The 25,743-nt window shown below is 63.5% G+C and carries 20 protein-coding genes, 3 pseudogenes and 1 CRISPR repeat array; of the genes and pseudogenes, 15 read left to right on the top strand and 8 right to left on the bottom strand.

Annotated features, from left to right (window positions below):
• Nucleotides 1–419 precede the first annotated feature (419 nt).
• Nucleotides 420–554: pseudogene (locus tag ACLMAL_RS36145) on the top strand (Tn3 family transposase); the annotation flags it as partial.
• 839 nt (nt 555–1,393) lie between these two features.
• Here the strand turns inward: ACLMAL_RS36145 and ACLMAL_RS36140 are convergent.
• Nucleotides 1,394–2,608 carry a hypothetical protein gene (locus tag ACLMAL_RS36140; protein WP_412003161.1) on the bottom strand — a complete coding sequence of 405 codons (1,215 nt, stop codon included), beginning with the start codon at nt 2,606–2,608 and terminating at the stop codon, nt 1,394–1,396.
• A gap of 123 nt (nt 2,609–2,731) precedes the next feature.
• Here ACLMAL_RS36140 and ACLMAL_RS36135 point away from each other — a divergent pair, with 123 nt between their 5' ends.
• Nucleotides 2,732–3,247 (top strand): GNAT family N-acetyltransferase, encoded by a 516-nt coding sequence (locus tag ACLMAL_RS36135; RefSeq protein ID WP_412003160.1) that lies wholly within the window; start codon nt 2,732–2,734, stop codon nt 3,245–3,247.
• 458 nt (nt 3,248–3,705) lie between these two features.
• On the opposite strand, the gene ACLMAL_RS36130 is transcribed toward ACLMAL_RS36135, so the two are convergent.
• A complete protein-coding gene (locus ACLMAL_RS36130; RefSeq protein ID WP_412003159.1) occupies nt 3,706–4,056 on the bottom strand; it encodes a hypothetical protein in 351 nt (116 codons plus the stop codon).
• 123 nt (nt 4,057–4,179) lie between these two features.
• On the opposite strand from ACLMAL_RS36130, the gene ACLMAL_RS36125 reads away from it, so the two are divergent.
• Both ACLMAL_RS36125 and ACLMAL_RS36120 read left to right on the top strand, forming a co-directional pair.
• Complete coding sequence (locus ACLMAL_RS36125; protein ID WP_412003164.1) at nt 4,180–4,653, top strand: DUF6083 domain-containing protein; 474 nt, start codon at nt 4,180–4,182, stop codon at nt 4,651–4,653.
• Nucleotides 4,654–4,839: 186 nt separating this feature from the next.
• The gene (locus ACLMAL_RS36120) at nt 4,840–6,402 is read left to right on the top strand and encodes a hypothetical protein (protein ID WP_412003158.1); all 1,563 of its coding nucleotides are present in this window, start codon (nt 4,840–4,842) and stop codon (nt 6,400–6,402) included.
• Here ACLMAL_RS36120 and ACLMAL_RS36115 read toward each other — a convergent pair.
• Both ACLMAL_RS36115 and ACLMAL_RS36110 read right to left on the bottom strand, forming a co-directional pair.
• Nucleotides 6,293–7,156, bottom strand: coding sequence for a hypothetical protein (locus tag ACLMAL_RS36115; protein ID WP_412003157.1), 864 nt, complete (start codon nt 7,154–7,156; stop codon nt 6,293–6,295). The two genes, ACLMAL_RS36120 and ACLMAL_RS36115, sit on opposite strands and share 110 nt — an antisense overlap.
• A gap of 190 nt (nt 7,157–7,346) precedes the next feature.
• Nucleotides 7,347–7,523, bottom strand: a complete 177-nt coding sequence (locus tag ACLMAL_RS36110; RefSeq protein WP_412003156.1) for a hypothetical protein — start codon at nt 7,521–7,523, stop codon at nt 7,347–7,349.
• 280 nt (nt 7,524–7,803) lie between these two features.
• On the opposite strand from ACLMAL_RS36110, the gene ACLMAL_RS36105 reads away from it, so the two are divergent.
• Nucleotides 7,804–7,974 (top strand): hypothetical protein, encoded by a 171-nt coding sequence (locus tag ACLMAL_RS36105; RefSeq protein WP_412003155.1) that lies wholly within the window; start codon nt 7,804–7,806, stop codon nt 7,972–7,974.
• A gap of 38 nt (nt 7,975–8,012) precedes the next feature.
• Here ACLMAL_RS36105 and ACLMAL_RS36100 read toward each other — a convergent pair whose 3' ends face one another.
• The 4 genes and pseudogenes from ACLMAL_RS36100 to ACLMAL_RS36085 all read right to left on the bottom strand — a co-directional run.
• The gene (locus ACLMAL_RS36100; RefSeq protein WP_412003154.1) at nt 8,013–9,473 is read right to left on the bottom strand and encodes a hypothetical protein; all 1,461 of its coding nucleotides are present in this window, start codon (nt 9,471–9,473) and stop codon (nt 8,013–8,015) included.
• Nucleotides 9,466–10,479: a hypothetical protein gene (locus tag ACLMAL_RS36095; protein WP_412003153.1), complete on the bottom strand. Its 1,014-nt coding sequence runs from the start codon at nt 10,477–10,479 to the stop codon at nt 9,466–9,468. Before ACLMAL_RS36095 ends, ACLMAL_RS36100 begins: the two co-directional genes overlap by 8 nt.
• A 918-nt stretch (nt 10,480–11,397) precedes the next feature.
• Nucleotides 11,398–11,636, bottom strand: a pseudogene (locus tag ACLMAL_RS36090) (HNH endonuclease); the annotation flags it as partial.
• 4 nt (nt 11,637–11,640) lie between these two features.
• Nucleotides 11,641–12,111 (bottom strand): annotated as a pseudogene (locus ACLMAL_RS36085) (type I restriction enzyme endonuclease domain-containing protein); the annotation flags it as partial.
• Between ACLMAL_RS36085 and ACLMAL_RS36080 the strand changes: the two are divergent.
• The 10 genes from ACLMAL_RS36080 (at nt 12,044) to cas6e (ending at nt 25,327) form a co-directional block, all read left to right on the top strand.
• Nucleotides 12,044–12,658, top strand: a complete 615-nt coding sequence (locus ACLMAL_RS36080; protein ID WP_412003152.1) for a hypothetical protein — start codon at nt 12,044–12,046, stop codon at nt 12,656–12,658. The pseudogene ACLMAL_RS36085 and the gene ACLMAL_RS36080 overlap by 68 nt on opposite strands.
• Nucleotides 12,655–13,614, top strand: coding sequence for a radical SAM protein (locus tag ACLMAL_RS36075; RefSeq protein ID WP_412003151.1), 960 nt, complete (start codon nt 12,655–12,657; stop codon nt 13,612–13,614). The genes ACLMAL_RS36080 and ACLMAL_RS36075 overlap by 4 nt, the downstream gene beginning before the upstream one ends.
• Before the next feature lie 17 nt (nt 13,615–13,631).
• A complete protein-coding gene (locus ACLMAL_RS36070) occupies nt 13,632–14,756 on the top strand; it encodes a radical SAM protein (RefSeq protein ID WP_412003150.1) in 1,125 nt (374 codons plus the stop codon).
• Between the two features lie 96 nt (nt 14,757–14,852).
• The gene (locus ACLMAL_RS36065) at nt 14,853–15,716 is read left to right on the top strand and encodes a class I SAM-dependent methyltransferase (protein WP_412003149.1); all 864 of its coding nucleotides are present in this window, start codon (nt 14,853–14,855) and stop codon (nt 15,714–15,716) included.
• 318 nt (nt 15,717–16,034) lie between these two features.
• A CRISPR array of direct repeats spans nt 16,035–17,465; the repeat unit is 29 nt; unit sequence GCGCTCCCCGCACGCGCGGGGATGAGCCC.
• Between the two features lie 295 nt (nt 17,466–17,760).
• A complete protein-coding gene (gene cas3 / locus ACLMAL_RS36060; protein ID WP_412003148.1) occupies nt 17,761–20,502 on the top strand; it encodes a CRISPR-associated helicase Cas3' in 2,742 nt (913 codons plus the stop codon).
• Nucleotides 20,499–22,163, top strand: a complete 1,665-nt coding sequence (gene casA / locus ACLMAL_RS36055) for a type I-E CRISPR-associated protein Cse1/CasA (protein WP_412003147.1) — start codon at nt 20,499–20,501, stop codon at nt 22,161–22,163. The genes cas3 and casA overlap by 4 nt, the downstream gene beginning before the upstream one ends.
• Entirely contained in the window at nt 22,160–22,810 is a 651-nt protein-coding gene (gene casB / locus ACLMAL_RS36050) for a type I-E CRISPR-associated protein Cse2/CasB (protein WP_412003146.1), read from the top strand. The genes casA and casB overlap by 4 nt, the downstream gene beginning before the upstream one ends.
• Nucleotides 22,807–23,937: a type I-E CRISPR-associated protein Cas7/Cse4/CasC gene (gene cas7e / locus ACLMAL_RS36045; RefSeq protein ID WP_412003145.1), complete on the top strand. Its 1,131-nt coding sequence runs from the start codon at nt 22,807–22,809 to the stop codon at nt 23,935–23,937. The genes casB and cas7e overlap by 4 nt, the downstream gene beginning before the upstream one ends.
• Nucleotides 23,934–24,647: a type I-E CRISPR-associated protein Cas5/CasD gene (gene cas5e, locus ACLMAL_RS36040; protein WP_412003144.1), complete on the top strand. Its 714-nt coding sequence runs from the start codon at nt 23,934–23,936 to the stop codon at nt 24,645–24,647. Before cas7e ends, cas5e begins: the two co-directional genes overlap by 4 nt.
• The gene (cas6e, locus tag ACLMAL_RS36035; RefSeq protein ID WP_412003143.1) at nt 24,647–25,327 is read left to right on the top strand and encodes a type I-E CRISPR-associated protein Cas6/Cse3/CasE; all 681 of its coding nucleotides are present in this window, start codon (nt 24,647–24,649) and stop codon (nt 25,325–25,327) included. The genes cas5e and cas6e overlap by 1 nt, the downstream gene beginning before the upstream one ends.
• The last annotated feature ends 416 nt before the right edge of the window (nt 25,328–25,743 follow it).

Below are 25,743 nucleotides of genomic sequence, written 5' to 3'. Positions count from 1 at the left end.
CCGCTGCAAATATCGGCGGCTGAAACCGGTGAAGAAAGCCCGTCGCGCCTACAAAAACGCGGTCCGGAAATACCCTGCCATGTTCCGACACTGGCAGTGGACACCGCATGCCTGGCGAACAGGATGACAAGAGCCGGGTAACGGGAGGCTGTTACGCCCGGATCTGTGGGAGCCCAGGGGTGAGATTCCCCTGGGCCACCCGACTGGCATAGCCCTGGTCAGGAGTGGTCCGTCGTTTTGGGCTATGGGGCAGTGTGTTTGGTGCTTGGCTTGGCTGCCGATGATGATGGTCGGCGCGGTGGAGGTTGTGGTTCGTGGCGCTGGGGTGTATGCAGCACCAACACGAAAACCGGCTTGTACCAGTGCGCTACGCCATATCCGCCCAAAATTCGGCCGATACTACGGCGACCCCAAGCTGTCTGGATCTGATCGCCGAACATTACGACGACCTGCTCCGGCTTGCGGGATCGCTGAAGTTCGGGCACGTCACCGCGTCACTACTGGTCGGCAAACTGTCGGTCTCCGGGCGGCAGAACGCCCTGGCATCTGGAATCCCAAACCGAACAGGCGTGGCGATCATGCCGCTGATGCCAGCGTTGACGTCTTCGCTGGTGATGTCGACGACGGTGGCGTGCATGATCTGCACGATGTCACCGACCTGGTCAGTGAAGATGTTGGTGATGGTGAGCAGGTCCTTGCCGGCGATACGGCGCACCGAGACACCGGGAAAAGCATTACCGATCGGGCGGCCGGTCGCTACATCCCGTACGCGCACAGTTTGTTCCGTGAAGGGTATCGGGCCTTTGATCCCACCCGAGGTTGGTTCGCCAGCGTCCACTATCGCGTTCGCCTACCGACGGGGTGAGCCCTGAGGCCGTTTGCTCCTGGCGAGTGGATGCGGTTCGCCGGTGTGTACTTGGCCCGGTTCAGACATGAAGTCGCATCGAGCCGATGCAGGCCCCGCCCGACCGCGGCGACGATCCCTCCGTGCTAGCCGACGTCGGCATCGGGAAGGTGTCCGGGCCTCTCAATGACACCCACCGCGCGGCATTTTTGCCCCCGCTAACGTGTCCGAACCCCTGCCAAAGACCAAAAAACACGGTTCCGTGGCAGATTTGCCACGGAACCGTGTTATTGAGTGTCCGGAGGGGGTATCGACCAGTACGCCAACCTGCTGCAACACCGAAAACTGCTGGTCATCGGCCAATAGCTTTGCCCGCTTGAATCCGCCCCGTTTCGGACGACCGCCGTCACGTGATCGTTGTGGTACCCGCGATGCCACAACGGGCAGTTGCATGGATGAGTTCGTGCGCCTCTCGATGCGCGTTGTTGATCTCGATGAATTCGATTGTGGTGGAGTCGGTTCGGGGGCGCGTCTCGTTCCGGTCACCTGTCAGGTGTGCGGAGGCAAGTCGCCGTTTTGTCTGGCGAGGAGCCGGTCGGTCAGCTCGTTGGTCGCGAGGTACCACCAGAAGATCCAGTCGAGGTAGGCGGTGTCGTAGTCGATCTTCTGTTTGGCGTCTCGGTGACGGATGCCGAACTTGTTTGCGATCAGGAAGAGATCGCCTTCGTCGGCTTTGAACAGTTCCTGCTTCAGCAGTGCGCGGCGTTCCTCGAGCAAGCCGGCCAGGGTGACGCACGCGCTGCGCTTCTCGTCGATCGTCGCGTTGCGGCTGCGGAACAGTGCGATTGCGTGGGCTACCGAGGCTTTGCGTGCCGGGGCGGGGGTGTTCATAGCGGCCTCGACGAGATCGGCTCGTGCGTCGTCGGTCTCGCTGACCAGGCGGCCGACATCTTCTCCGCTCTTGGCGAGACGTACACCGATGTTGTTGCGTGTCAGGATGCGATTGACGGTCCATCGGTAGAGGATCCGGGCAGGTCGGGGAGTGAAGTTCGAGTAGTGCCATCCGCAACCGTTGTAGTTGTGGAAATGGCGCTGTCGTGGTCGGGCCACGAGGTCGTGGAAGATCTCGACGAGGTCGAAGAACGTTGCCTCCTCCCAGCTTTCGGGCCGAGGTGACCACAGACCTCGCTGACGAAGCCGGTCGGTGATCACGGTGTCGAGGACCTCCTCCGGGAACCCGCCGGAATAGTCGTCATCGACACAGGGATCGGGTGCAGCCTTTCCCAGATAGCCGCGCTGTTGGAAATCATTGATCGCGGCCACCCATTCGCGTTGCGCCGACTCGAGATCAGGTTCCACCAGCGGCACGTGAGTTGTCGGACCAGCCATGCGCTGCGAGTAGTAAAGCTTCGGAGCATGCTGCTCGGGGAACTGCGATGAGGTAGCGACGAGTTGTTCGAGGAACTCGCGTTCGGGGAAACTTGAAGTCTTGTGCGGTGGCGTAGCTGATCCCCACGGGTCATCAACCTCCGGTTTCGCCCGTGCCGACGACACCGGCCATGCCGAGTCCAGGTTCTCGAAATCCTGTGCCGGTGTCTCGGAAACGAACGCTTCGGTCAGAAGAAGACCGACCTCACCGACCCACCCCCCGCTCTTTCCAAGGGACGGAGGTGCTCCGGCCAGAAGCGCCTTCGCTTCCAGGACGAACAGTTCCCGCGGCCACCGCAGGACATAGTCAGCAATCCGATCGGCAATGTCGAACACAATGCAGACACTAACGAACTCACCAAGAGTCCCTTGCGCCAAAGGGACGGATCCGCGGCAACTTCGATACGTTGGCGATGTTTGGCGAGGTGAGGGCACCTCTACTCAGTACGGTGTTGCACTATGGTGCGATTGCGCTACCTCACAGACTGTGACGAAGCCGTCCGATCGAAGGTCCTCGGCTGGGCACACACCGACGAATACGTTGCGCGGATCGGGATGCCCGACCGCTACCTTCAGTGCCCGCCTGGTGCCGAAAACTCGCTCGGCGGAAGGATATTCAACTGGGTGATCTTCGCTGGTGAACAGCCGGTGGGGGTAGTATCTGCGACGGTCCAAGACCGGCCGTACAACCGATCCGATACGGAAATGGACGATCCAGCCGACTACCCGTCGCTGGGTATGGTGACCTACATAGACCCGGCGCACCGCTGTCGCGGATACGCCTCGGCATCCAAGCAGGCCATCAGCGAACATCCTGCGGCGAGTGGAGTTCGTACTTTTGGCTGTGTGATCGCCGCCGACAACACCGCCAGTCTGAAATCGATCGAGAAAGCCGGATATGAGTGCGTCCGTGTCATGCCCGTCGAGGGCAAGCCGGATCGGCTTCATTTCCGACGCTGGACGTGCGCTCGCTAGAGCATTGCTGCGGGCCGATGTGCCGGAGATCCCGCCACCGCGGCGAGTTCCTGCCGTTCCGTCGCCGGGCGATCCGGTGCACCCGGTACCGGTCGCTGCTTCGCCGAGCTGATCGAGATTAGTCGCTATCGGGTGGTGGGATTTCAATCACCCTGTCGTCCTCGGGTTTCGGATCGAGTCCCTCGTCTGGGTATCCGGTCATGTGAGGTGCGGAAGGCTTGGTTCGGCAGGGGCGGAAGAGGTCATGGACCTGGGTGCGTCGAGTCCGGTCAATTGCTCGTCGAAGCCGATTTCGCCCTGGGCTAAGGGGCGATGTGGTGTGCAGCGAGTGGTAATCGTCGGTGAATACTCGGTTTGACGTCCGTCGGCGCTAGCTGGTTGCCTGCAGTTCCCATCTCCGTCCAGCGGTGGGCGACAGTCGGGAAACTCGACATTTCGATAAGTACGTGTTCCTTGTCTTATTCGCGAAGTATGACAACACAAATGAGATGCACACAGAGTTGGCTGGGCTTGGCGCCGAAGCTGAGAATCTGGGTGCTGGCGTCGACGTATCCTCCGCCACTACGTTTCAAGCTGCGCGGAAACTGATCGTCGAGGCGCTTGCGGACACGGGCCTTGAAGCCAAAAACGATGCGGCTGTCGCGGAGTTGGTGCCCGAGGATGTCGTGGTTGCGTAAAGCCGGGCGGGCCGAGGTCGTCGGCGGGCTCAGCGCCGCCTCGCCGCCACGAATTGAGCGCTCGGCGTCCGTCCGGTCACAGCGTCGGTACCGGACGATGGAGTGATCGGTGCCGGCGCCCGACCAGTTCACGGCCGTGCCGCAGAGCTGCAGCAGGGGAGTCCTCTCGGGTTGGATGTTAGGTCCGTTAAGAGGAAAGCCGGTGGCTGACAACACAATCGTGAGAGCATCTCCGATGTGAGCATCTTGTCGTGCATGGTCTGTGGGGCGAGCGAGGGAGCACAGGAACGACCTGTTCCTCTCCGGACCGTTGCCTGCGATAAATGTTGGGGCGAGGCGGTCAATTTCCCCGACCGTGAACCTGAGAAGATCGATATCGAGCTAACAGCTGACCAACTCCGTGTCGCCCCAGCCGCTGATATCCGAGAAGGCACGCCAAGCGCCTGCAAGCATTGCGAGGCCGAATGCTCCTGGCATCGAACGGTGCATGGGCGCTGGCTGCTGCTTGAACCCGGCGGTTACCCCACTTCAAAGATTCCACCAGGCAAGCGCTGGCGCGTCGCTGGGGACGGCACAGCTGTCAACTTGGGCGGCGCCAACCCGACGGACGAATGCAGGATCACCCACTTCGACGTCTGCCCTGCTAAGCGAGCTCCCGAAGACGGCGCACTGTTGCTCGCTATATGGCGCGGTAATCACAGGGACTGGATGGCCAGACAGGCTCACTGACAACTGAATCCCCCGGCGAGTCCGGGGACTTCATCTTCTGTGAAGGATGGAGTCGTGTCGTCGAGGAAGAAGTACACGGCCGAGCTGCGTGAGCGGGGTGAGGTGTGACGATCGAGGCGATTCCCTCGTTCGTCGGTCCGCGTCAAACAATCCTTTGATAGTCGACTGCATGGAAGGTTGAACTCCATGGCGGCCCGTACCGATCCGATCAATCCCATCCAACTGGAGGTTCTCCGGTGGGTGGACAGCGGTTGTCCGGATGGCGTAATGACGGGCAGCGCTTACAAATTGACGGCGAAGGCGCTCGAATGGCGCGGGTTGGTCGCGGTGTCGAAGAAGCAGGGGATTTGGCGGGCCGAAATCACCGAGGCTGGCCGGCACTACCTGGAGTACGGCCGATACCCCGACGGTCATGGGGCGAAGAAGCCCTTACGGCGGCGAACAACTCGTACGACCACGCGCGATGCGTCGAGTGCTCCGCCATCCGCTTCGAAGACGACCGCGGCGAAGGCCCCATCGGATGACGAAGGATCCGGGACGGGGCGGCGCGCTCCGACGGCGCGCATCTCGGCAGAGCGACGCATGGCCGCGTGTGAGCTGATCGAAGAGCTGATCGTGAATGAGCAGTTGGTGATCCGCCAACCTGACGAATCGGAGGTCGCGCGGTGGCGGAGGACCGTGGACTTCGCCAAGCGGCACAAGATGGTTCCGGACGGGCATCGTCTCGAGAAGCAACGCATGTATGGCGGCGATTTGCGGATCATGCTGGTGAAGGGGGTGCACTTCAATACCGCGGCGGCAGCCGGCCCGGCCCCTGCCGCCGAAGTGCCGGACACCATCGAGGAGTGGCATACCTTGCTGGTCGACCTGAAGGACCCGAACGGTGCGTTTGAGGTATCGGCGCCGTTGGTTTCGCGTGTGTTGCGGTTCCTCCACGTGTTCCTAACCGAATGCACCAATCGCGGATGCGTCGTGCAGTGGGCAGAGGGTGTTAAGAACGGGATTCGGATCGAGGTGGAGGGTTTCGAGTATCGTCTGACGGTTGCCGAAGAGATCGAGAAACGTGACGTCCTGCCGTCTCCAGGCGAGTTGTCGGGGCGGAAAACGTATGCCTGGCAACGGGTTCAGGCCGAATCCCGGATGGTGCCCAATGGGCGGCTGGTGGTTTCACTGTTCAGTTCGCGCTGGAGCAACCACAAGTGGGCAGATCGTACGCGCTGGACCATCGAAGACAAGATTCCGGCGATGCTGGCGAAGATCGATGATCGGGTCGCAGCGGAACGTGAGCGCCGAGCCGCTGCCGAACGAGATAGGAAGGAGCAAGAACGCCAACGGGAAGCTGCCATGGAACGCGCAACCAGCCGCTTTCGAGAAGATCGGAGGATCGCGGCGCTGGACGCCCAACTCGGCGATTGGGAGAAGGCCGCGATGATTCGCGAGTTCTGCGACGCATGCGAGAACAGCTCGACGGCCGGCCAGGATGCCACGGGGACAGACGCGTGGTTGAAGTGGTGTCGTGACTATGCAGACCGCATCGACCCGATGGTGCAAGGCGCGGTGGCTCCTGCCGAGAAGGAACCGAATCTCGACGACCTGCAACCCTATCTACCTCGGGACATGCAGAAATACACGCCGGGGACTAGCCAGGGGTCTCCTGCTGCCGGGCTTGCTGGAGGGTCTCTAGCGGGATACCCAGTTCCTTCTCAATGGCATCCGCGTCGGCGCTTTTGGCACGGCGGAGGGCGGTGATCGCACGCTCTATGAGCGTGCCGAGGCGGAGCACCTCGGCGCGCAGCGCGATGAGTTCGTCATGTCGGTCACGGGCCTCGGCGCCGCACCACTGCCGGACGAGTTCACGGACAGGAACCCATCTCTGGCGTGTTTCGGCGCAGATTTCGGGAGATATCCAGTACTTTCCGCTTTGGTACCCGTAGCGACTTTCCCGTTGATCTCGTTGTTCGTCAGCATCGAGCTCGGCTAGCAGTATGTCGGCGTGCTTCTCCGCGATGCGACGCATGATCGTCTCGGACAGCCGCCATGGAAGGACCCAACGTCCTTCCTCGTCGATGAAGGCCAAGTCGTCATCGATCACGGTGTTGCGGTCCAGTTCGAGATCGGTGACGAGGACGTCGAGGTTCGAGATGCTCAGGACGCCGGAGGCGTGGTAGTCGAGTTCCTTGACCAGAGAGACACCGCGCAGGTTGTCGAACACCATGTGCCACGCGTCCTCCTCCATCTCGGAAAGATCCGACGCGGAATACACCGCCGACCATTGGCTTTGCCGACGCTGCCACGCATCCACACCAGCCCACGGGACCTTGAGCCGGGCTGGTGGAACCCATTCCTGTCGGCCTTCAAACGCGTCATCGACGAATTTGATCTGTACTCGCGCAGGTTTGGTGGTGCCGAGGCGAACTACTTCGACGCATGTAACCGGGTCCGTCTGCTTTTGCCGGTAGGCCCACCGCTCGCCGACGGTCAGGTCACTCAGATCGCGAGGCATGGGGCACTCCCAATAGACGACGGATTCGACACTGCCACTGTAGTTTCGGTAGGCGTCCTATCCAGTACCAGCCGCGAGCGAGTGCTGATAGCAAGCGCATCAAGAGGGTGGCGCATGGAACGAGTCCGGAGCTGTTGCGACAGGTAATTACAGGCGGCGGTTGCCGGGCTGCTGGCGATTCTGTGGAATGTCAGGACCGGGTCCGTCCGTGGGTGTCGCGAGTACGGACGCCGCGTTCGCGCAGCCGGCTCAGCACAGTGACCGGATCGACGGCGAGGTGTCGGGCGACTTGAGCGAGGGACCAGCCGAGGCTGTACAGGTCGATCGCCTCGTCAACTTGTTCGGGGGACAGGCCGCGTCGTCGCATCGGAATGTTGTGTCGATGAAGGATCGCGCTGACGGTACGCCGGTCTATACCGAACCTGTCGCCCAGCTCATATGTCGTCGCGCCCGCAACGTAGCCCTCGACCAAGATCGGGATTTGGTCCTGATCGGGCTGGCGTGCCCGCCGTGGTGGGAGCCGGTCGGCGTGCAGCTTTGTCCACCGAGACCGGACCGGCGGATTCGATAGCAATCGTCTTGACCCACCGCCCTGGATGTCGCATGGCTGCGATGGAGCTGTCGATTGTCGTCGAGGGACGGTGGTCGTGCCACTGTTGATCGCGCTGGACACGGCAGTCGACCTGGGCGGTGCCAACCCGATTTACGAATGCAGACCCAACCATTCCAACGACGTGCGCCCGGCCAATGGCAGCGCCCTGGCCGAGCTGCTGCGCCCTTGCCTCCCCGTTGTGCACGCCGCCCGCAGCGCAAGTTGAAGGGGTAGGTTGCTGCGTCGGCTGTGGCCTCGCTCTCGCTAGTCGAGGAAGTAGGCGTCGACCTTCTCGTCGGAATCCAGGATCTCGTCCGGAGCCACGCCGAGTTCCACCGCTAGCTCGACCGATCCGACCAGCGCGACCTGCACGTCGGGCGAGAAGGCTCGTTCGAGCAGCCCGAGATAGTTCGACATGCTCTGGTCCAGCTTTTCCAGTATGGCCTGGTACTCCGCGGCGAGTTGTTCGTCGAGCGTGCGCTGCTCGTCGAGGTAGTGCTCGATCAGTGCCGCCTCTCGCTTCGTCAACGACGTTGCGACGGCCTTGTACATCACAGTGCCGACCGTGGTGCCGATGACGGCGCCTAGAACCGGGATGGGGATGGTCGCCTGGCCGACGAAAGAGGACAGCGCGCGTACTGCGGCCTCCAAGGCGATGATCTCGGAGTTCTCGATGAACTCGAGTTCGTCGATCTGGTCCCGGCGCAACTTGTTCGCTTGCTCTGCGATGCGCAAGGATGTGGTAACGATCGAGCTGGCGACGGCTGCAGAGGTCGCGGTGAAATTCGTGAGCGCGTAGATGCTCAGTCCTCGGACGCCACCCCTGCCGAAACCCGAGCCGGTCTCGCCTGCGAGGTCGATCCAGTCGCGCCCGCTGAACTCATTGAGCCGCTTGCCTTCCCGACGCTTGGCGACCACGGCCAGTACGAACGCGGTCCCGCCCGCGGTCGCGGCGGCCGTGAGTGCGGCCGTGCCTCCTTCTCGCAGCGTCGGCCGGCTGCGCTCGTAGGCATCGTCGCGCAGGGACCGGTCCGTGGCGCGGAGCAAGTCCTTTTCAGCCGCCATGGTCGAGGCGTAGACATCGCGCTGCACTTCGTTGTACTCGAGCGTCGAGGGTTCAAGCGATTCGAAGCCGACCGACCTGTTCTGGAAGAACGCCTGGACCCGCTGCCAGTCTCTGAGGGAAGGTCCATCGCCGCTGCGTGACAGTAGCTTGCTCGCTTCCTCGGGCGACAAGGCATGTAGCCGCTGGATCACCTCGAAATGATCACGAGGGATCTGGTATTTCCCACCGTTGCGCACGTATTCGGGATACTTCTGGAAGTGCTCGGCGATCGCGCCCAGCGAGAAGCGGCCACCCGCTGCGACGAACTTCTGCTGGATCTCGACACTTCCGCGCATCAGATCGACGGGTCCGTTGTCGTTGACCCACTGGTAGACGGCCTCGTGGCCGAGGATCTGCTTTCGGGCGTTGCCAATCCCGACCTCGGCGATCTCGGCGATGAAGCCGTGCATGCCATGCTGTCCGCCGCGGTTGGCGGCGACCACCTCGAGATCGATCTTCCTGACGGCTTCATCGACACTGGTGAGCGCGTCCCGAAGGTGCTCGTCCTGCTGGCTGAACGCGCTCAAAAGGTTGTCTATGCGGAACTGGTTGAGATAGCTCACCCAGGAAGCAACTGCCTGCTCCTGGGTGCCCGTGACGAACTCGGCAGCGTCACTCACTATCGGCAGCCTGTTCGATGCGCATGCTCAGCATGGTCGCGCACGACTTCGTGTTATTCACCAACGTAGCGAGTGTCGACCGCTCGGCAGGGGCGAGCGCGTGGAAATCGGCGCGGAAGTGCACCAAGGCTTCGCCGTAACTCTTTACCAGCCCTTCGCGGAGCAAGTTCGTCCGCTGGAGAAGGTCGTCGATCTGAGCATCCATGCCTTTGACAAGGGCGGTGTTGTGCTTTATCGCAGTCAGCGCTTCGTGCTTCGCCTCTCGATTCTCGAACTTCTTCTTCGCGAACAGGGCGATCGACGCGAGTAGAGTTGCGCCCGCGATTGTCCAGCCGATCGGGCCGGCAAGCGCGAGCAGTGTAGTGCCTGCCGCAGTGCCGCCGCCACCGGCGGCCAGCGCGCCGCCACCGAGCCACGCCAGTGCTGCCTGACTGGCTGCCGCCCCGGAAAGAGTCGAGATCGCGGTGCCGGTCGACGCTGTCCCGAAGGTGGTGGCGACCCACATCGCCGCCGACGGCGCCAGGCCCGCTACCGCGGTGCCCGCCGCGAACCCGGCGCTGGCGCCGGCAGCCGACAACCGCGCCGCTTCCAGCTCTTTCTGAGCGAAATCCTCCGCGTTCAGGAACCGTTTCCGATGTACCTCGATCTCGTCGAAGTCGGTATCGAATGATTTCGGGGTATTGGCGATGCTGTTCACCAACTGCTCGACCAGCTCGATCAGGTCAGTCGAACGTTCGCGCTGACGCAACAGAGACAGGCCCCTGTCGGCCATCACCGTGAAGACGCCGTTGTATTCCGCCACGGCCACTTCGTAGGGGTCTGGCCCTTTCGCGGTCAGCTTCTCGACCCTGCCTCTGGCAGCGTCCTTGGCGTTGCCGACCTGCCCGGCGAACTGCGATGAAGCGGTTCGCGCTGCCTTGCCGATACCGTCGACGGTCCTGCCGATGCCCTCCTTGGCGTTGCCTACGTTGAGCTTGGCGTTGCCTACGTCGCGCTGTTCTACCATCGCCCCCTCCAAGACCATTGCGGCTCAACGACATAACGGAGACTATCGACCAGGTGTGACAGATTGGACGGGATGCACACTCCGATCCACCCAGGGCGGCGGCCCCCGGGTTGACTCACCGAGTGCCTTTGCCGGTCCGCTCCACGGCTCGCCTTCGTAGGGCCAGCCCCCGCCGGGCGTGCCGCTACGAACGAATCGAGATACCCACCGCCGCAACAATAGAACCCCGACCCACACTCCCACCACGATCCGAGCGACCACCAGCAGGCCCGAACCCCTGAGCTGTCGATACTTTCAGCAGCGAACCGAACCACATCAACCGTCGGGCAGGCTCTCTGCTGCGGAGGCAGGGCTGAGGATCGCGGAGGCGAGTGTGTTGACGCTGTCGCGTTCGGTGGCACCGGAGTCGGCGTCCTCGCTGTCCGGCCTGAACTGTCGGAAGCAGTGCCGCCGAGCTCGCGTCTAGCGAGAAGCTGGACTGCGCGCTCCCGGGAGGCCGTCTTGAGCGTTCTGCTGACCAAGGAAACTCCGGTTGCAGGTTCGTGACCACAGGAATCGAACCTGCAACACCCCACCTGGGGTTTTGCGGCCAGCGGCGGCCTCGCGTGGGAGTGTGTTGACCCGGAAAACGTGCTGACCTGCGGCAATTGCTGTCGCAGGTTGGTGCCCTCGGCAGGGCACCACAAGGATGGGACCGGCGCTGAACAGCGGTTTTCGTGGGGAACGCTGACGATTGAAGCGGGATTCGGTTATTCCAGGTCGGACTAATCCCCTTTAGGCATATTGTGACTGGACCGTCGGGGGCACCTGATTTTTGTGACTCACGTGTCCCCGACGTGCTGTCCGAGAGCGGCGAACGCTATCGCAGCGAGGCACTCTGTCGAGCGGTGCGCGATAGCTTGCCGCGTCGGTCAATGATCAGCTGGCGATGACCTTGTTCGACTTGCTGCGGTTGCACCGCCAGCACAGGGTCTGGAGGGTTGTCGGGCGCGGTCAATCCGCCTTTGGACACCGGCATGATGTGGTCAACCTCGAGCAGTAGGTGAGGCTCGGCTGCGAGCGAGATGGAGCAGTACTTGCAGGTGTGGTTGTCGCGCCTTGATCGTCGTCCGCAGCCTTGAGGTCATCAGTGCCCGCTGACCCGCCGCGCTCTTGCGGTCCTCATGGCGTCGCCAGGCGCTTGTCCTCGACGTACTTCGGTGCTAGTACTTCCATTTGGTCGATGACCTGCCGAATGGCGGCGGGCTGCTTGTCCGGCGGGTAGCCGTACTTGCGGAGTAGGCGTTTGATGGTTGAGCGGAGTTTGGCGCGGACGTCGTCGCGGACGGTCCAGTCAGTCTTCACGTCACGCTTCATCACGGCGACCAGTTCTCGGGCGATATCGCCGAGGACATCGTCGCCCAATTCGATGACAGCGGACTCGTTTTCGTGGACGGCGTCGTAGAAGGCGAGTTCGTCTTCGTCCAGGCGTGGGTTGAAGGTCGCCCCGCGGTCGCGTTCTTTCGCCGCTTCCCGGGCCAGCTCGATCAGCGCGGAGATGACCTGAGCGGAGGTGAGTTGCTGGTTGGTGTACTTGTTCATCAGTTCGCGCAGGCGTTCGGAGAAAGCCTTCTGTCGGACCAGGTTGTTGCGGCGCGACGGCGACTCCTACCGCCTCAACAATCTCGACCTGCCCGAACTCGATCTGGTCACCATGGGCGCCAGCTTCCACTGGACCGACCGAACCGCCCTGCTCGCCGTCCTCGACCACCGTGTCACTGCCGGGGGCGCGGTCGTGTTGGCCAGCGGGGGAGCACCGGCCACCGCCACACCACCGCCCTGGGACGACATCGTCACGCAGGTACGCACCGCCCACCTCGGCCCGCAGCGCCGCGCCGGCGACACCACCTACGTCCATCCCCGCCTCACCCACACCGAAGTCCTGGCCACCTCGGCGTTCTCCGAGATCGACACCCGGACCTGGAACTGGGACATCCACCGCGACATCGACTCTGTTGTCGGGCTCCAGTTCTCCTTCTCCTACAGCACACCCGCCCAATTCAGCGACGAAAATGCCCGCGCCGCATTCGAATCCAACTTGCGGGCCGCACTGGTGGATCGGTTCGGCAGCGAAGCGGTGCTCACCGAACACCTCACCACCGAACTGATCATCGCCACCCGCCCGAACGGAGGGTCATGACCCGCATCCCGCTCCGGATCACCCCGGTCGCTGACACCGACACCAATCGTGTCGTCATCGAATGGATCATGAGCAGCGTCTGCAACTACGCCTGCCACTATTGCCCGATTTACCTGCACGACAACCGCGTTCGCTGGCCCGACTACGACTCCGTGCACCAATTCGTCGCCACCGTCGCCGAGCACTACCGCGGCAACGACATCACCTTCCTGCTCAGCGGCGGCGAAATCACGCTGTGGCCGCACCTGCCACGCATGGCCGCCGACCTCCGTGCCCACGGAATCGACGTCGCGATCCTGTCCAACGGCACACGCCCCCTGACCTGGTGGAAGACCCACGCACCGACGTTCGACCACGTGCTGCTCAGCTACCACCACGAGCGCGCCCAGCCCGACCACTTCCGCGCTGTCGTCGACACCATCGCCGCCACGACCAGCGTCGATGTGAACATCGTGATCGACCCCGCCGCCTTCGACACCACCATGGACCTCGCCGCGACCATCCAGGCCGACGGCAACGCGCCGGTGCACCGCAAGATCATGTTCCTCGACGGCTGGGCACGCCCCGCCGACTACGGCCCCATCCAGCACACCGCGCTCACCGAAGCACTCGCCGGGGAAGTCGACCAGCCAGGCTCCCGCGAAGTCGCCCTACTGAAAGGCGATCTCGACATCGAATACATCGACGGCACCCACCAGGTCCTGACCCCGTCGCAGATCATCGACACCGGCTCCAACAGTTGGCCCGGCTGGACCTGCAACGTCGGCGCCGAATCGCTGTTCATCCGATTCGACGAGATCTGGCCCGCGTCGTGCCGCGAAGGAAGGCGTATCGGGTCGATCTTCGACGCCAACCTGCGCCTGCCCACCGCGGGCGTCACCTGCGCCGCCGAATCCTGCAACTGCATCGCCGGCATCAAAGCCACCAAAACGGCACCGACCGCCGCCCACCACTGATACCCGAGGTGAACAGCATGTACACCGTTTCCGACCTACGCCAACTCCACCTCGAGGTCTCCACACGCTGCAACGCCGAATGCCCCATGTGCGCCCGAAACCTGTTCGGCTCCACCGCACCCGGACTCGTCGAGACCTCCATGACGCTGGACAAATTCCGCACGTGTCTACCCGACGACGTCCTGGCACAGCTCGAGATCGTCGACATCTGCGGCGCCTACGGCGACCCCGCGATCGCCCCCGAACTGCTCGACATCTGCCGCCACATCCACGCCACCAGTCCCACAGCCCGCATCCGGATCTACTCCAACGGTGGTTTGCGCACCCCGCAGTGGTGGACACAGCTCGCCGAAATCCCTGACATCGCCACGATTTTCGCTATCGACGGCCTGGCCACCAACGAGGTGTACCGGCGCAAGGTCGACATCGACAAAGTCCTGCGCAACGCCAAAGCATTCATCGACGCCGGTGGCCGCGCACAGTGGGACTACATCGCCTTCGCGCACAACGAACACGAGATCGACGCTGCCCGTGCCCACGCAGCCGAACTCGGGTTCGACGAGTTCCAGGTCAAGAAGACCGCTCGCTTCCTGCGGCCGCTGTATGAACCTGCACCGGAGCTGCGCCCTGGCGACGGTATCGACGCCGCCCCGATCTACGACCGCACCGGCAGGGTAGTCGGGGAATTGCGGCCACCGGCTGACGAGCGGCTGGTCAACGAGGTCGTGCTGTGGGCACGCAGCATCGAAGCCCGCGCCGAATACTTCGACGAGTTCTTCGATACCTGCACCATCCAATGTCAGGCCCTGGATTCGAGTGCGATCTTCCTCGCCGCTACCGGACACGTCTATCCGTGCTGCTGGCTCTACGTCCAAGCGACCCTGCCCCAGCTCTACGGCACACAAGCTGTGACCGACCAACAGGTCCATGATCTGCTCACCGCATCCGGAGGACCCGCCACCCTTGATGCCGCGCAACACCCCCTCGACGACATCCTGGCCAGCAGCTTCTTCACCGCCGTGGAACGCAGCTGGACCGCCGACTCTATTGGCGGCGGGAAACTCAAGGTGTGCTCGCGGGTCTGCGGCGAGGGGTTCAGTGCCTACCGGCGCCAATTCGACCGTCCCGACCTTGTTCCCTGATGTCAGGAACCGCCCGCACGGGAAGGGCCGGGATCGTTGGGCAAGCCCATGCATCGGAAGTTTTATCGGATCGCGAGAGTAAGGAATGATGACGCCATGACCGAGACCTCGTCGTCTGCGTCAACTCCGCCGAGCTGGCCTGTGCAGCCTGGTTACCGCGAGGATCTATTTCGTGGGACGGCGGAGTACTACAGCCGGTATCGCCCGGCCTACCCTCAGCCCCTGTTCGAGGACCTACTGAGCCGGTCGGGCGAGGGTGGTCTTCTAGTCGACCTCGCCTGCGGCACGGGAGAGATCGCGATACCGCTGCACGAACGGTTCACACACGTCCAAGCTGTTGACCTCGAATCGGACATGATCGAGGTCGGGCGCACCAAGGCTGTCGAGGTCAGTGCGGACAACATCGCCTGGAGCGTCGGCAGGGCAGAGGACCTGACGGTCACCGAACCGGCGCAACTGGTCACGATCGGTAACGCCTTCCATCGCCTGGACCGACCGCTAGTCGCCGACCGCGCCCGCGAGTGGCTGGCACCTGGTAGGTGCCTAGCGATCCTTGGCAGCAGCACGCCCTGGAGTGGAACCGAGCCGTGGCAGACGATCGCCGTCGATGTCGTGGCCCGGTGGTCCGGCGAACCAGGACGCCCACCCAGTGCATCGGAACCGACCGCTGGTGGCGGCGGCCCAGCGCGGCGAACCCATGAGGAGATCTTGTGCGAGGCAGGGTTCGCCGACGTCACCGAGTACCAGTTTCCGACACCACACGCCTGGACGGTGGACGAGTTCCTCGGTTTCTTGTGGTCGACCTCGTACACGGCCCGGATTCGCCAGGATCCTGCTCTCGCTGAAGAATTCGAGAAGGACCTTCGAGCGCAGCTGCTCGAATGCGAGCCGTCTGGACAGCTACGGGAGTCGATCGCGCACTACTACATCCTTGCCCGCAAGCCTGACGCTGCGCGTTGATCTCAGTGGGCGGGGGCAACCGTATCGATGCCGCCCGCAGCGGCGGCCAGCGTCGCGGCGATGCACGGTGACGCGCGGCCGGTATGCCGGTCACCCACGAAGAAGCGACAAGCTAGCCGGGGGCGCGCGAGGAAGCTCGACCGGATCTCGGACAGTATCCGTAAGCTGTCCGGCTAGCGCGTCCTCGAACCCGGAATCCGTCGATGTGAGGGAAGTAGCGGTGCAGCCGTAGATGGTTTCTGCGCCATCGGGTTCCAAGCATGTCGAAAAGTGAATGAAAATTGGAGGATTGAACAGAAAGTACGCTGGTCAGGAAGTGCGCTCCCCGCACGCGCGGGGATGAGCCCATCGACCACTGGCCGTGCATGTGGTCGACCTCGCGGTCCCCGCACGCGCGGGGATGAGCCGAAGGCGTGCTCGTACCAGCACGCAACTACTCCGCGCTCCCCGCACGCGCGGGGATGAGCCCTTGACCGTGTGCTGCCACTGGGTGACGGTCTTGCGCTCCCCGCACGCGCGGGGATGAGCCCTTGATCGCATGTGGGTTCGCCGACAAGGTGTCGCGCTCCCCGCACGCGCGGGGATGAGCCCATCGTGAAGTGGGCGGACCTTCCGAAGCAGTACGCTCCCCGCACGCGCGGGGATGAGCCCTGCTCAGCGGCAACGTGGTTCGCGGCTTCCATGCGCTCCCCGCACGCGCGGGGATGAGCCCTACCCCGACGCCAACCCCACCGCCTACCAACCGCGCTCCCCGCACGCGCGGGGATGAGCCGCCTACGAGCAGGGTCTTTCGCTGTTCGACCTCGCGCTCCCCGCACGCGCGGGGATGAGCCCTCTGCTAGCTCCGGCTGGCTGAGTCCGGCTCGGCGCTCCCCGCACGCGCGGGGATGAGCCCACCAAGCAGTTGGAGGCCATCGGGAAGGCGATGCGCTCCCCGCACGCGCGGGGATGAGCCCGACAACGACCGCTCCCTGGCCGACCTCATCGCGCGCTCCCCGCACGCGCGGGGATGAGCCCGCGACCTGGACGAAACCCGTTGGGCTGCGCGCGCGCTCCCCGCACGCGCGGGGATGAGCCCGTTGCCTGTAGTAACAGACGAACGGGCGCGGCGCGCTCCCCGCACGCGCGGGGATGAGCCCAAAACCTGGTACCGGCTTAGGCTCTGGATTGAGCGCTCCCCGCACGCGCGGGGATGAGCCCACGACGGCGTCGGTGGGAGAACTTGACATGGCGCGCTCCCCGCACGCGCGGGGATGAGCCCTTGCTGAGCATGTCTTCTTTGCGGTGCGGACGGCGCTCCCCGCACGCGCGGGGATGAGCCCACCTGACGTTCCATTTTCGGTATGGCGGTCTGGCGCTCCCCGCACGCGCGGGGATGAGCCCGGATTGTGCGACGGGTCGAGATGGCGTCGACGGCGCTCCCCGCACGCGCGGGGATGAGCCCCCTGACGGCTAGCCGTGTCGGATCGGTAGCATGCGCTCCCCGCACGCGCGGGGATGAGCCCGTATTCGCCATGATTACCTCCTATTTGGAAGGGTGCTCCCCGCACGCGCGGGGATGAGCCCAGCGATAAACCAGGGGCGTTGCGCCACCGTCGGCGCTCCCCGCACGCGCGGGGATGAGCCCAACGCGAACTATCACGTGATCGGTATCGAGGCGCGCTCCCCGCATGTGCGGGGATGAGCCCCTCGCCGAGATGGGATCGATTGGGCGGCAACTGCGCTCCCCGCACGCGCGGGGATGGGCTGTGGATCCCGGTCGTTGCAGTGACCGATCGAGTGCGGACGTCCCATACTCCGTCAATGGCGAACTGGTGTCGATGACCGAGCACAACGATCCTGGGAATGGAGGATTCCAATGGGCCGTAGGCAATCGGTGGCATGCTCCGACAGGTCTACGCTGCAGATAGCTTCGACTGCAGCGCTTCGTCATTCGAACCCGACGAGGTTCAGCGGATCTTCGGAACCAAGGACGTTGTCGGTGGGTAGCAGTACGCTGCGGGCGATTCTGTTGATGTGACACGCTATCCAGTGAAGGTTTGCTGTGCTTTCAGCTTCGACGTTGTCTGCGTGGGCGAAGACCGACCGAGATGGGGGGAGTTTGTCGCTGGTGCGGCATCTCGCGGATTCGGCAGCGGTCGCAGGGTATGTGTGGGATCGCTGGTTGCCGGCCAGTACCAAACGCGCGATCTCGGCGGAGTTGCCTCGGGGTGTCGAGGATGGGCGAGTGTTGCTGCGTTGGCTGGCGGGTGTTCATGACATCGGGAAGTTGACTCCGGCGTTCGCGTGTCAGGTCGGGTCACTGGCGGAGGTTATGCACGACAAGGGTCTGACCATGCGAAGTGCTCCAGCAAACCGGAAGGCTTTGCCGCACGGGTTGGCTGGCCAGGTCGAGGTGGAGCGGTTCCTGATCGAGCGCGGGTGGGGCAGGAAAGTCGCGAAAACATATTCGATCGTTGTGGGCAGTCATCACGGCAAACCGCCGACACTGGCCGAGTCACATGATGCCCCGAGACAGCGAGTGTTGCTCGGCACTGATGCTGAGTGGGCGCGGTGCCGGGATGAATTGCTCACGCATGTCACGGTTTCCGTCGGTGCCGAGGAGCGCCTTGATGAATGGCGGTATGTTCCGCTATCGATGACCGTGCAGGTGTTGTTGACCGCGGCAGTGATCGTGTCGGATTGGATCGCGAGTAACCAGGACTTGTTTCCCCTCGATAGCGCGCGTCTCTCCGACACCGCGGCTGGTGTGGCATGGGATGAGCTGGGGCTCGCGGGCCCGTGGACCCCTTCGGTGACAGTGCCCGACGAGGGGTTGTTTCGGGCTCGGTTCGATCTGCCCGAGCATGCGATCATTCGCCCTCTGCAGGCTGAATGTGTAAGTCTCGCAGCGCGAGTGCTCGAGCCGGGGCTGATGATCATCGAAGCGCCGATGGGTGAGGGTAAGACGGAGGCGGCGTTGCTGGCCGCCGAGATTCTCGCGCGCCGGTTCGGATTCGGCGGGGTGTTCGTGGCACTGCCCACGATGGCGACCTCCAACGCGATGTTCGATCGAGTGCGTGAGTGGGCCGACCGGCTCACCGATTCACCGAGCAGCATGTTCCTCGCCCATGGGAAGGCCGCACTGAATCCGAGCTTCGTGGAGCTCAAACACAAGGGGTTCGCCTCGATCGGCGCCGATTGTGATGACGACGGCGTCACCGCCCACTCCTGGTACGTCGGCAAAAAGGGCCCGTTGGCGAACATCGTGGTGGGCACGATCGATCAGATCTTGCGGGGAGCGCTCAAAGCGCGCCACGTCATGCTCCGGCACCTGGCGTTGGCGAACAAAGTGGTCGTGATCGATGAGGTGCATGCCGCTGACAGTTACATGTCGACCTACCTGTGCCGCTGTCTGGAATGGCTCGGCGCCTACCATGTTCCGGTACTACTTCTCTCGGCTACACTGCCACCGGCACAACGGGTTTCGTTGATCGAGGCGTATCAGAGGGGCAGGTTGGGGGGCGCGGTCGAGGCCCTTGTCGCGCCGCCGCAGGGTTACCCGAGTATAAGTGTCTGGCCGTTGGAGGGGACTTCCATAGGGGTGCCAGCTTCGGGCCGATCGATCGAGGTTCACATCGAAAAGATCAGCGACGACATCGCCGAAGTGGTTGCTACGGTGCGCAAGACAGTGGCGGCGGGTGGTGTTGTCGGGATCGTGTGCAACACGGTCGCGCGGGCGCAGACGGTCTTCGGTGCGCTTGTCGATGATGAAGGTTTGGCAGCGGATCAGTTGTTGTTGCTGCATTCTCGCTTCGTGGCGTCGCAACGTACCGTGTTGGAGAATCAGTTGCGCACACTACTGGGGCCGCCGGAGAAGGCGACTCGGCCGACCGGGGGGTTCGTGGTCGTCGGGACGCAGGTGATCGAGCAGTCCCTGGATATCGATGTGGACCTGCTGATCACCGATCTCGCCCCGATCGACCTGATGCTGCAACGCATCGGCCGTCTTCACCGGCACGCCCGCGACAACCGCCCCGACGGAGTTACCTCGGCGCGCTGTCTCATTCGTGGCGCCGACTGGTCAAGTACCGCACCAATTCCGGACAAGGGTTCGGCAGCGGTATACGAATCCGCGCGCTTGCTGCGGGCCGCCGCCGTGATCGACACGCAACCCCGCGCTGTGATAGCAGTTCCCGACGATGTCCCGACATTGGTTGAGCAGGCGTACGCGGAGCCGTTCGCGACACCGCGGGGATGGACCGACGTGATGGACACGGCCGAGGACAGGTGGCGCACGTTTACCACCAAGCAGCAGGAGCGGGCACGAACATATCTGCTGCCCCGCCCGTATGGGGAGGAGTCGACCCTGTGTGGCTGGCTGACCGCCGGCGTTCCGGATGACGTCAGGGGTGTGGGAGGTCAGGCGCAGGTCCGCGACGCCGAGGACACCATCGAGGCGATCGTGGTCCGGCAGGTCGGCGGTGCGGTGTACGCGCTCTCGGAGGTGCCGGACTATGGAGGCCGGTTGATCCCGATCGAGGGACCGCCCGAATCGGGTTTCGCAAAAGCACTGGCGGCCTGCACCATTCGACTGCCCGCATCGTTGACGAACTACGGGCGTATGGAAAAAGTGATCAACGCCTTGGAAGCCACGTATTACCCAGGTTGGCAACAATCACCGTGGCTTGCCGGAGAACTTGTCCTGGCGCTCGATGAGGAGAACTCGGCAGTCGTGGCCGGTTACCGGTTGCGCTACGACGAACGGTTCGGGCTGCTGATCAATCAAATTGAGAGCGAGAGATGAGCACTCCGTCAATAGGTTTCGATTTGCTCGAGCAACCGTGGATCCGGGCTAACGACCGCGATGGTCGTCCGCGCACGTTGTCGCTGCGTGAGGTCTTCCGATACGCCCATGAGCTGTCGGCGTTGACCGGAGAGGTGCCGACGCAGTCGTTGGCGATCCTGCGGTTGCTGCTCGCGATCCTGCACCGCAGCGTCAAGGACCGCACTGGTGTCACCGCGGAGATCTGGGGAGATTTGTGGCGCACCGAGACGACGGTGAGTGGCGAGAAGCACAGGACGCTGCCACTCGAGGAGATAGACCGCTATCTCACCGATAACGGCGATCGGTTTGGTCTGTTCGACCCGAAGAAACCCTTCTTCCAGGTCGCCGGCCTGCGGTCGGAGAAGGACGCGGTGAGCGGCTTGGACAAGTTGATTGCCGATGTTCCTAACGGGGAGAAGTACTTCACTACACGTGCTGGAGTGAGCGTGGACCGGATCGACTTCGCCGAAGCGGCGCGATGGCTGGTTCATGTGCATGCGTTCGACCCGTCCGGGATCAAGACCGGTGCGGTCGGGGACCCGCGTGTGAAAAAGGGGAAGGGCTACCCGATCGGTGTGGCCTGGACCGGGTGTTTGGGTGGGGTTTTCCTCGAGGGTGCGACGCTGCGGGAGACGCTGCTGCTCAACCTGGTGTTGCGCGATATGAACGCGGAACGTTTCTCCGACAACGACTTTCCGCCGTGGGAGCGCGAACCCGACGGCGCGGCGGCGCGGGGGAGCGCGGCACCGACCGGCCCGGTCGATCTGTGCACCTGGCAGAGCCGCCGAGTTCGGCTCGTGCATGACGGCACGCACGTGACCGGGGTCGTGCTGTGCAACGGGGATGCGCTGGAACCGTTCAATCAGCAGCGTTCCGAGCCGATGACCGGGTGGCGTTTCAGCGAGCTGCAGACGAAGAAGGCGGGCCAAGCCCGCCACTACCCCATGACGCATGAACCGGAACGTGCACTGTGGCGCGGGCTTGCCTCCCTGATCGGTGAAGTCGCGAACCCGACCGGAACGGGGGGTCGGGCGATCGCCCCGGGAGTCATCGAGTGGCTGTCGTATCTGGTCGTCGAGGACGAACTCGACCCCACACATCCGGTGCGGCTGCACGCCACCGGAATGCAATACATCAACAACCAGTCGGTCGTCGGCGATATCTTCGACGACGCGATCGGATTCCGGGTCGCGTTGCTCTCAGCCGACCCGGAATTACGCACCCTCGCAGTCAATGCGGTGCAGGTCGCCGACAATGCGGTGTATGCCTTGGCGACCTTGGCGGGGAACCTCGCGACCGCGGCCGGCGGAGAGTCCGACGGGGCGCGGGGCAGAGCGAAGGAACGCGGTTACTTCGCTCTCGACGAACCCTACCGACGATGGCTCGCGGCATTGAAGCCCGCGGGCGCGCCAGATTACGACGAATACGACGCCGGCTGGGCGCGGCTTGTTCGCAGCGTGATCGAGCCGCTCGGAGCTGATCTGATCGCCTCGGCAGGTCTACCTGCGTGGGTCGGCCGCGAGGCACGTGGTCATTACATCGATTCCAGTCAAGCTGCGCGTTGGTTCCGTCGACGGTTGGAGGAACTCCTTCCCGCCGCATATCCCCGTAGTGCCGACGAAGGAGGGTCCGCAGCGTGAATACCTACCGGGACAGAGATATTGAACTGGAAAAGTTCGTTGGTAGCCGTGTCGTCGAACTCCAGGCCCGCTACCTTCGCGATGAAGCGGGAGCAGTCGCTGCGATGGCCCGCCTGCGGCGCGGTGTCGGGGCCGTGCCAGGCAGCCGCCCAGACATCTGGGAGTGGACCTTGGGGGACCTGCCTGAGGCGCTCATCGATCGCAGCGATTACTCACGTGCCGAACGCGATGGTGCACCGACTTCGTGGGAGGCGGCGGCCCACGACGCAATCACCTTGCACGCCTGGCACCAGCAGTCACGCTCTGAACCGATGCACCTGCGGGGCAGGACCTTCGGCAAGGCGGTATGGACACTCGGCGAACGAACCAACTCTGCCGAGGCCGTCCGACGCCGGTTTCATGCACTAGGAACCGCAACCCAACATGACGCCCGACTGACCTATCTACGGGCACTCATCAATCAGTTTCGCGCGCACTCGGTCCCACTCGACTACGCCAAACTCGCACGCGACCTGCGCCGACTCGACGATCACACCTATGCCGCCAATGTGTTGCTGGAATGGGGCCGCGACTACCACCAAAAACCACCGGTGACCACAGATTCCAACGGCAAGCAGCACAAAACCCCGAAAGGCGAAGACCAGTGACCCGACTGTTCGTAGACGTGCACATCTTGCAGACAGTGCCGCCCAGCAATATCAACCGTGACGACACCGGCAGCCCGAAATCCGCTGTCTACGGCGGTGTTCCGCGTGCGCGGGTGTCGAGCCAATCATGGAAACGCGCTACTCGCCAGATGTTCCGCGAACTCCTGGATCCGGCGACCCTTGGCGTGCGAACCAAACGAGTGGTCGAGTTGATCGCGCAACGCATCACAGATCTCGCACCAGATGTCACCGAGCCCGAGGCGCTGGCCGGGCAGGCGTTGAAGGCCGCGGGGATCGAGCTGGAGAAGCCCACTCGTGCCAAGAAGCGCGAGCCCGCGGCCGAGGAATCGGAGCAGTCGAAGTACTTGCTGTTCCTGAGTGCCTCGCAAATCGAGCGGCTGGCGACGCTGGCTATCGAGTCGACCCGCACCGAGTCCGCGATCGACAAGGCGGCAGCGCGCGCGGCGGCACAGGGCGCCAACAGCATCGATGTCGCTTTGTTCGGCCGGATGGTCGCCGATGCGACAGATCTGAATATTGATGCCGCCGCACAAGTCGCACACGCGATCAGCGTGCACACGGTGAACAACGAGTTCGACTACTTCACCGCCGTTGACGACCGCGCACCCCAGGACAACGCGGGCGCGGGCATGATCGGCCTGGTCGAGTTCAACTCCTCGACTCTGTACCGCTACGCCACCGTTAATGTGGCAATGCTGCGTGAAAACCTGGGCGAGGACACCGCCACCGTCGCCGCGGTCGAATCCTTTCTGACCGCCTTCGTCAAGAGCATGCCCAGCGGCAAGCAGAACACTTTCGCCAACCGCACCCTGCCCGACGCGGTGCTGATCAGCATGCGCACCGATCAACCGGTGAACCTGGTGACAGCGTTCGAAGAGCCAGTCAACGCCGCGGGTTCTGCGCGCGCGATCGCCGCGGCAAAGGCTCTGGTCGCCCGCTACACGGCCATCGAAGACGCCTACGGAAACGGATCCACCCAGACTTTCGTCATCGCGGCCGGCGACGGGATCAACGAACTCGCCGAACTCGCCGAACCGACACCGTTCCGGGACACCATCGGCGCAGTCGCTGCCCGCGTACAAGCCGTGCTCGGTGAGAAGTCGTGAGCGTTCTGCTGTTGAAACTCGCTGCGCCACTGCAATCGTGGGGTGTGGCGAGTAGATTCGCGCGGCGCGACACACAGCAGTACCCCTCCAAGAGCGGGGTTCTCGGGCTGATCGCTGCCGCGCAGGGGCGGCGCCGCACCGATCCGATCGAAGAAGAACTCGTCGGGTTGGCTTTTGGTGTTCGTATCGATCAGCAGGGCACGATGGTTCGTGACTTCCAGGTGGCGGTGAGCCTCGATGAGCGCACCAAATACCCACTGTCCCAGCGGTATTACATCGCTGATGCCGTCTTCATCGCGGGCATCCAAGGTGAACCGAGCCTGCTCGAAGGCATCCGAGACGCACTGCTACGCCCCAAGTTCCCGCTGTATCTGGGCCGCCGCTCGTGCCCGGTAGCCGAACCCCTCGTGCTCGGCGATCTGCGCGAAGGTTCCCTGCGGGATGTTCTGCTCGACACCAGCAATTGGCAAGCCTCCGAATGGTTCAAGCGACGACAACCCGCGCTCCTTCGCCTGCCGATCTACCGCGACCGCCTGCCCGACGAAATGCCCGACGTGCTCGAAGAGCAGGTCCGAGACGTCCCGTTGAGCTTCGATCCCGTCCGCCGCGAATACGGCTGGCGCACAGTCCTCAACGAACACGCACAGGTACTGAACCCTCAGGGTAAGGCCGCTAACCATGATCCGTTGGCCGCGTTCGGAGGTGCCTGATGTATTTATCTCGTGTCCCCCTCAACCCAGCCCGCCGCGGCACCCGTAAGTTCCTCACCTCACCACAGGTGATCCACGCAGCCGTCCTGAGTTCCTTCCCGCCCGGCACACTGGAACAACCCGACAACCAGGGCCGCGTCCTGTGGCGGATCGACCAGCACGACAACGCTATGCACCTCTACGTCGTCAGCCCCGCCGAACCGGACTTCACCCATATCGTCGAGCAAACGGGCTGGCCGACCACCACGGCATGGGCGACCCGCAAATACGGCGAACTACTCGACACCCTCGTCACCGGGCAACGCTGGCACTTCCGCCTGACCGCAAACCCCGTCCGGCGCACCATGAATCCGACCGGTGCGTCAACGAGAAAGCGCGGGGCTGTCGGCGGATTGAAAGCTGACGAGCAGCTGGACTGGCTGCGTCGTAAAGCATCTGATAACGGATTCGAGCTCGCCCCGTGTGGCCCAGTTGATCTCGTGGAGGACGATGTCAGGATTGTCGGTCGTCAAAGCTTGCAGTTTCGTCGGGGCGCCGCCAGCGTGTCGCTGTCGACGGCCACGTTTGAAGGGGTTCTGATTGTCTCCGACCCCGCGCGGCTCCGCTCAGCCCTGACTCATGGCATCGGACGTGCCAAGGGCTATGGCTGCGGCTTGCTGACACTCGCGCCTAACCGGTGATGGAGGTACACAGTCGACCCCTTGGTCACTCGCCAGAAAGTGAATGAAAAAGGCGCGATCAATCAGACAAAGCACTGTTCAGGAAGTGTGCTCCCCGCACGCGTGGGGATGAGCCCCCACCCGTTCATCAGGAAAGGAAAAACCATGCGTGCTCCCCGCACGCGTGGGGATGAGCCCCTACCGCGACCGAGACCCACGCGTCCGACATGGTGCTCCCCGCACGCGTGGGGATGAGCCCCGAAGGGGGCAACAGAAATGAAGATCGTGACGTGCTCCCCGCCGCGTGGGGATGAGCCCGGTATGACTCGCGCGGGCCGGGTGGGACTCAGGTGCTCCCCGCACGCGTGGGGATGAGCCCACCGGATTTCCCGGTACCTGACCGCGCCTGCTGTGCTCCCCGCACGCGTGGGGATGGG

It is taken from the genome of Nocardia sp. CWNU-33, from assembly GCF_046764895.1.
Classification (GTDB): domain Bacteria; phylum Actinomycetota; class Actinomycetes; order Mycobacteriales; family Mycobacteriaceae; genus Nocardia.
The sequence above is the reverse complement of the archived record's forward strand: the minus strand, read 5'-3'. Positions and strand labels throughout refer to the sequence as shown.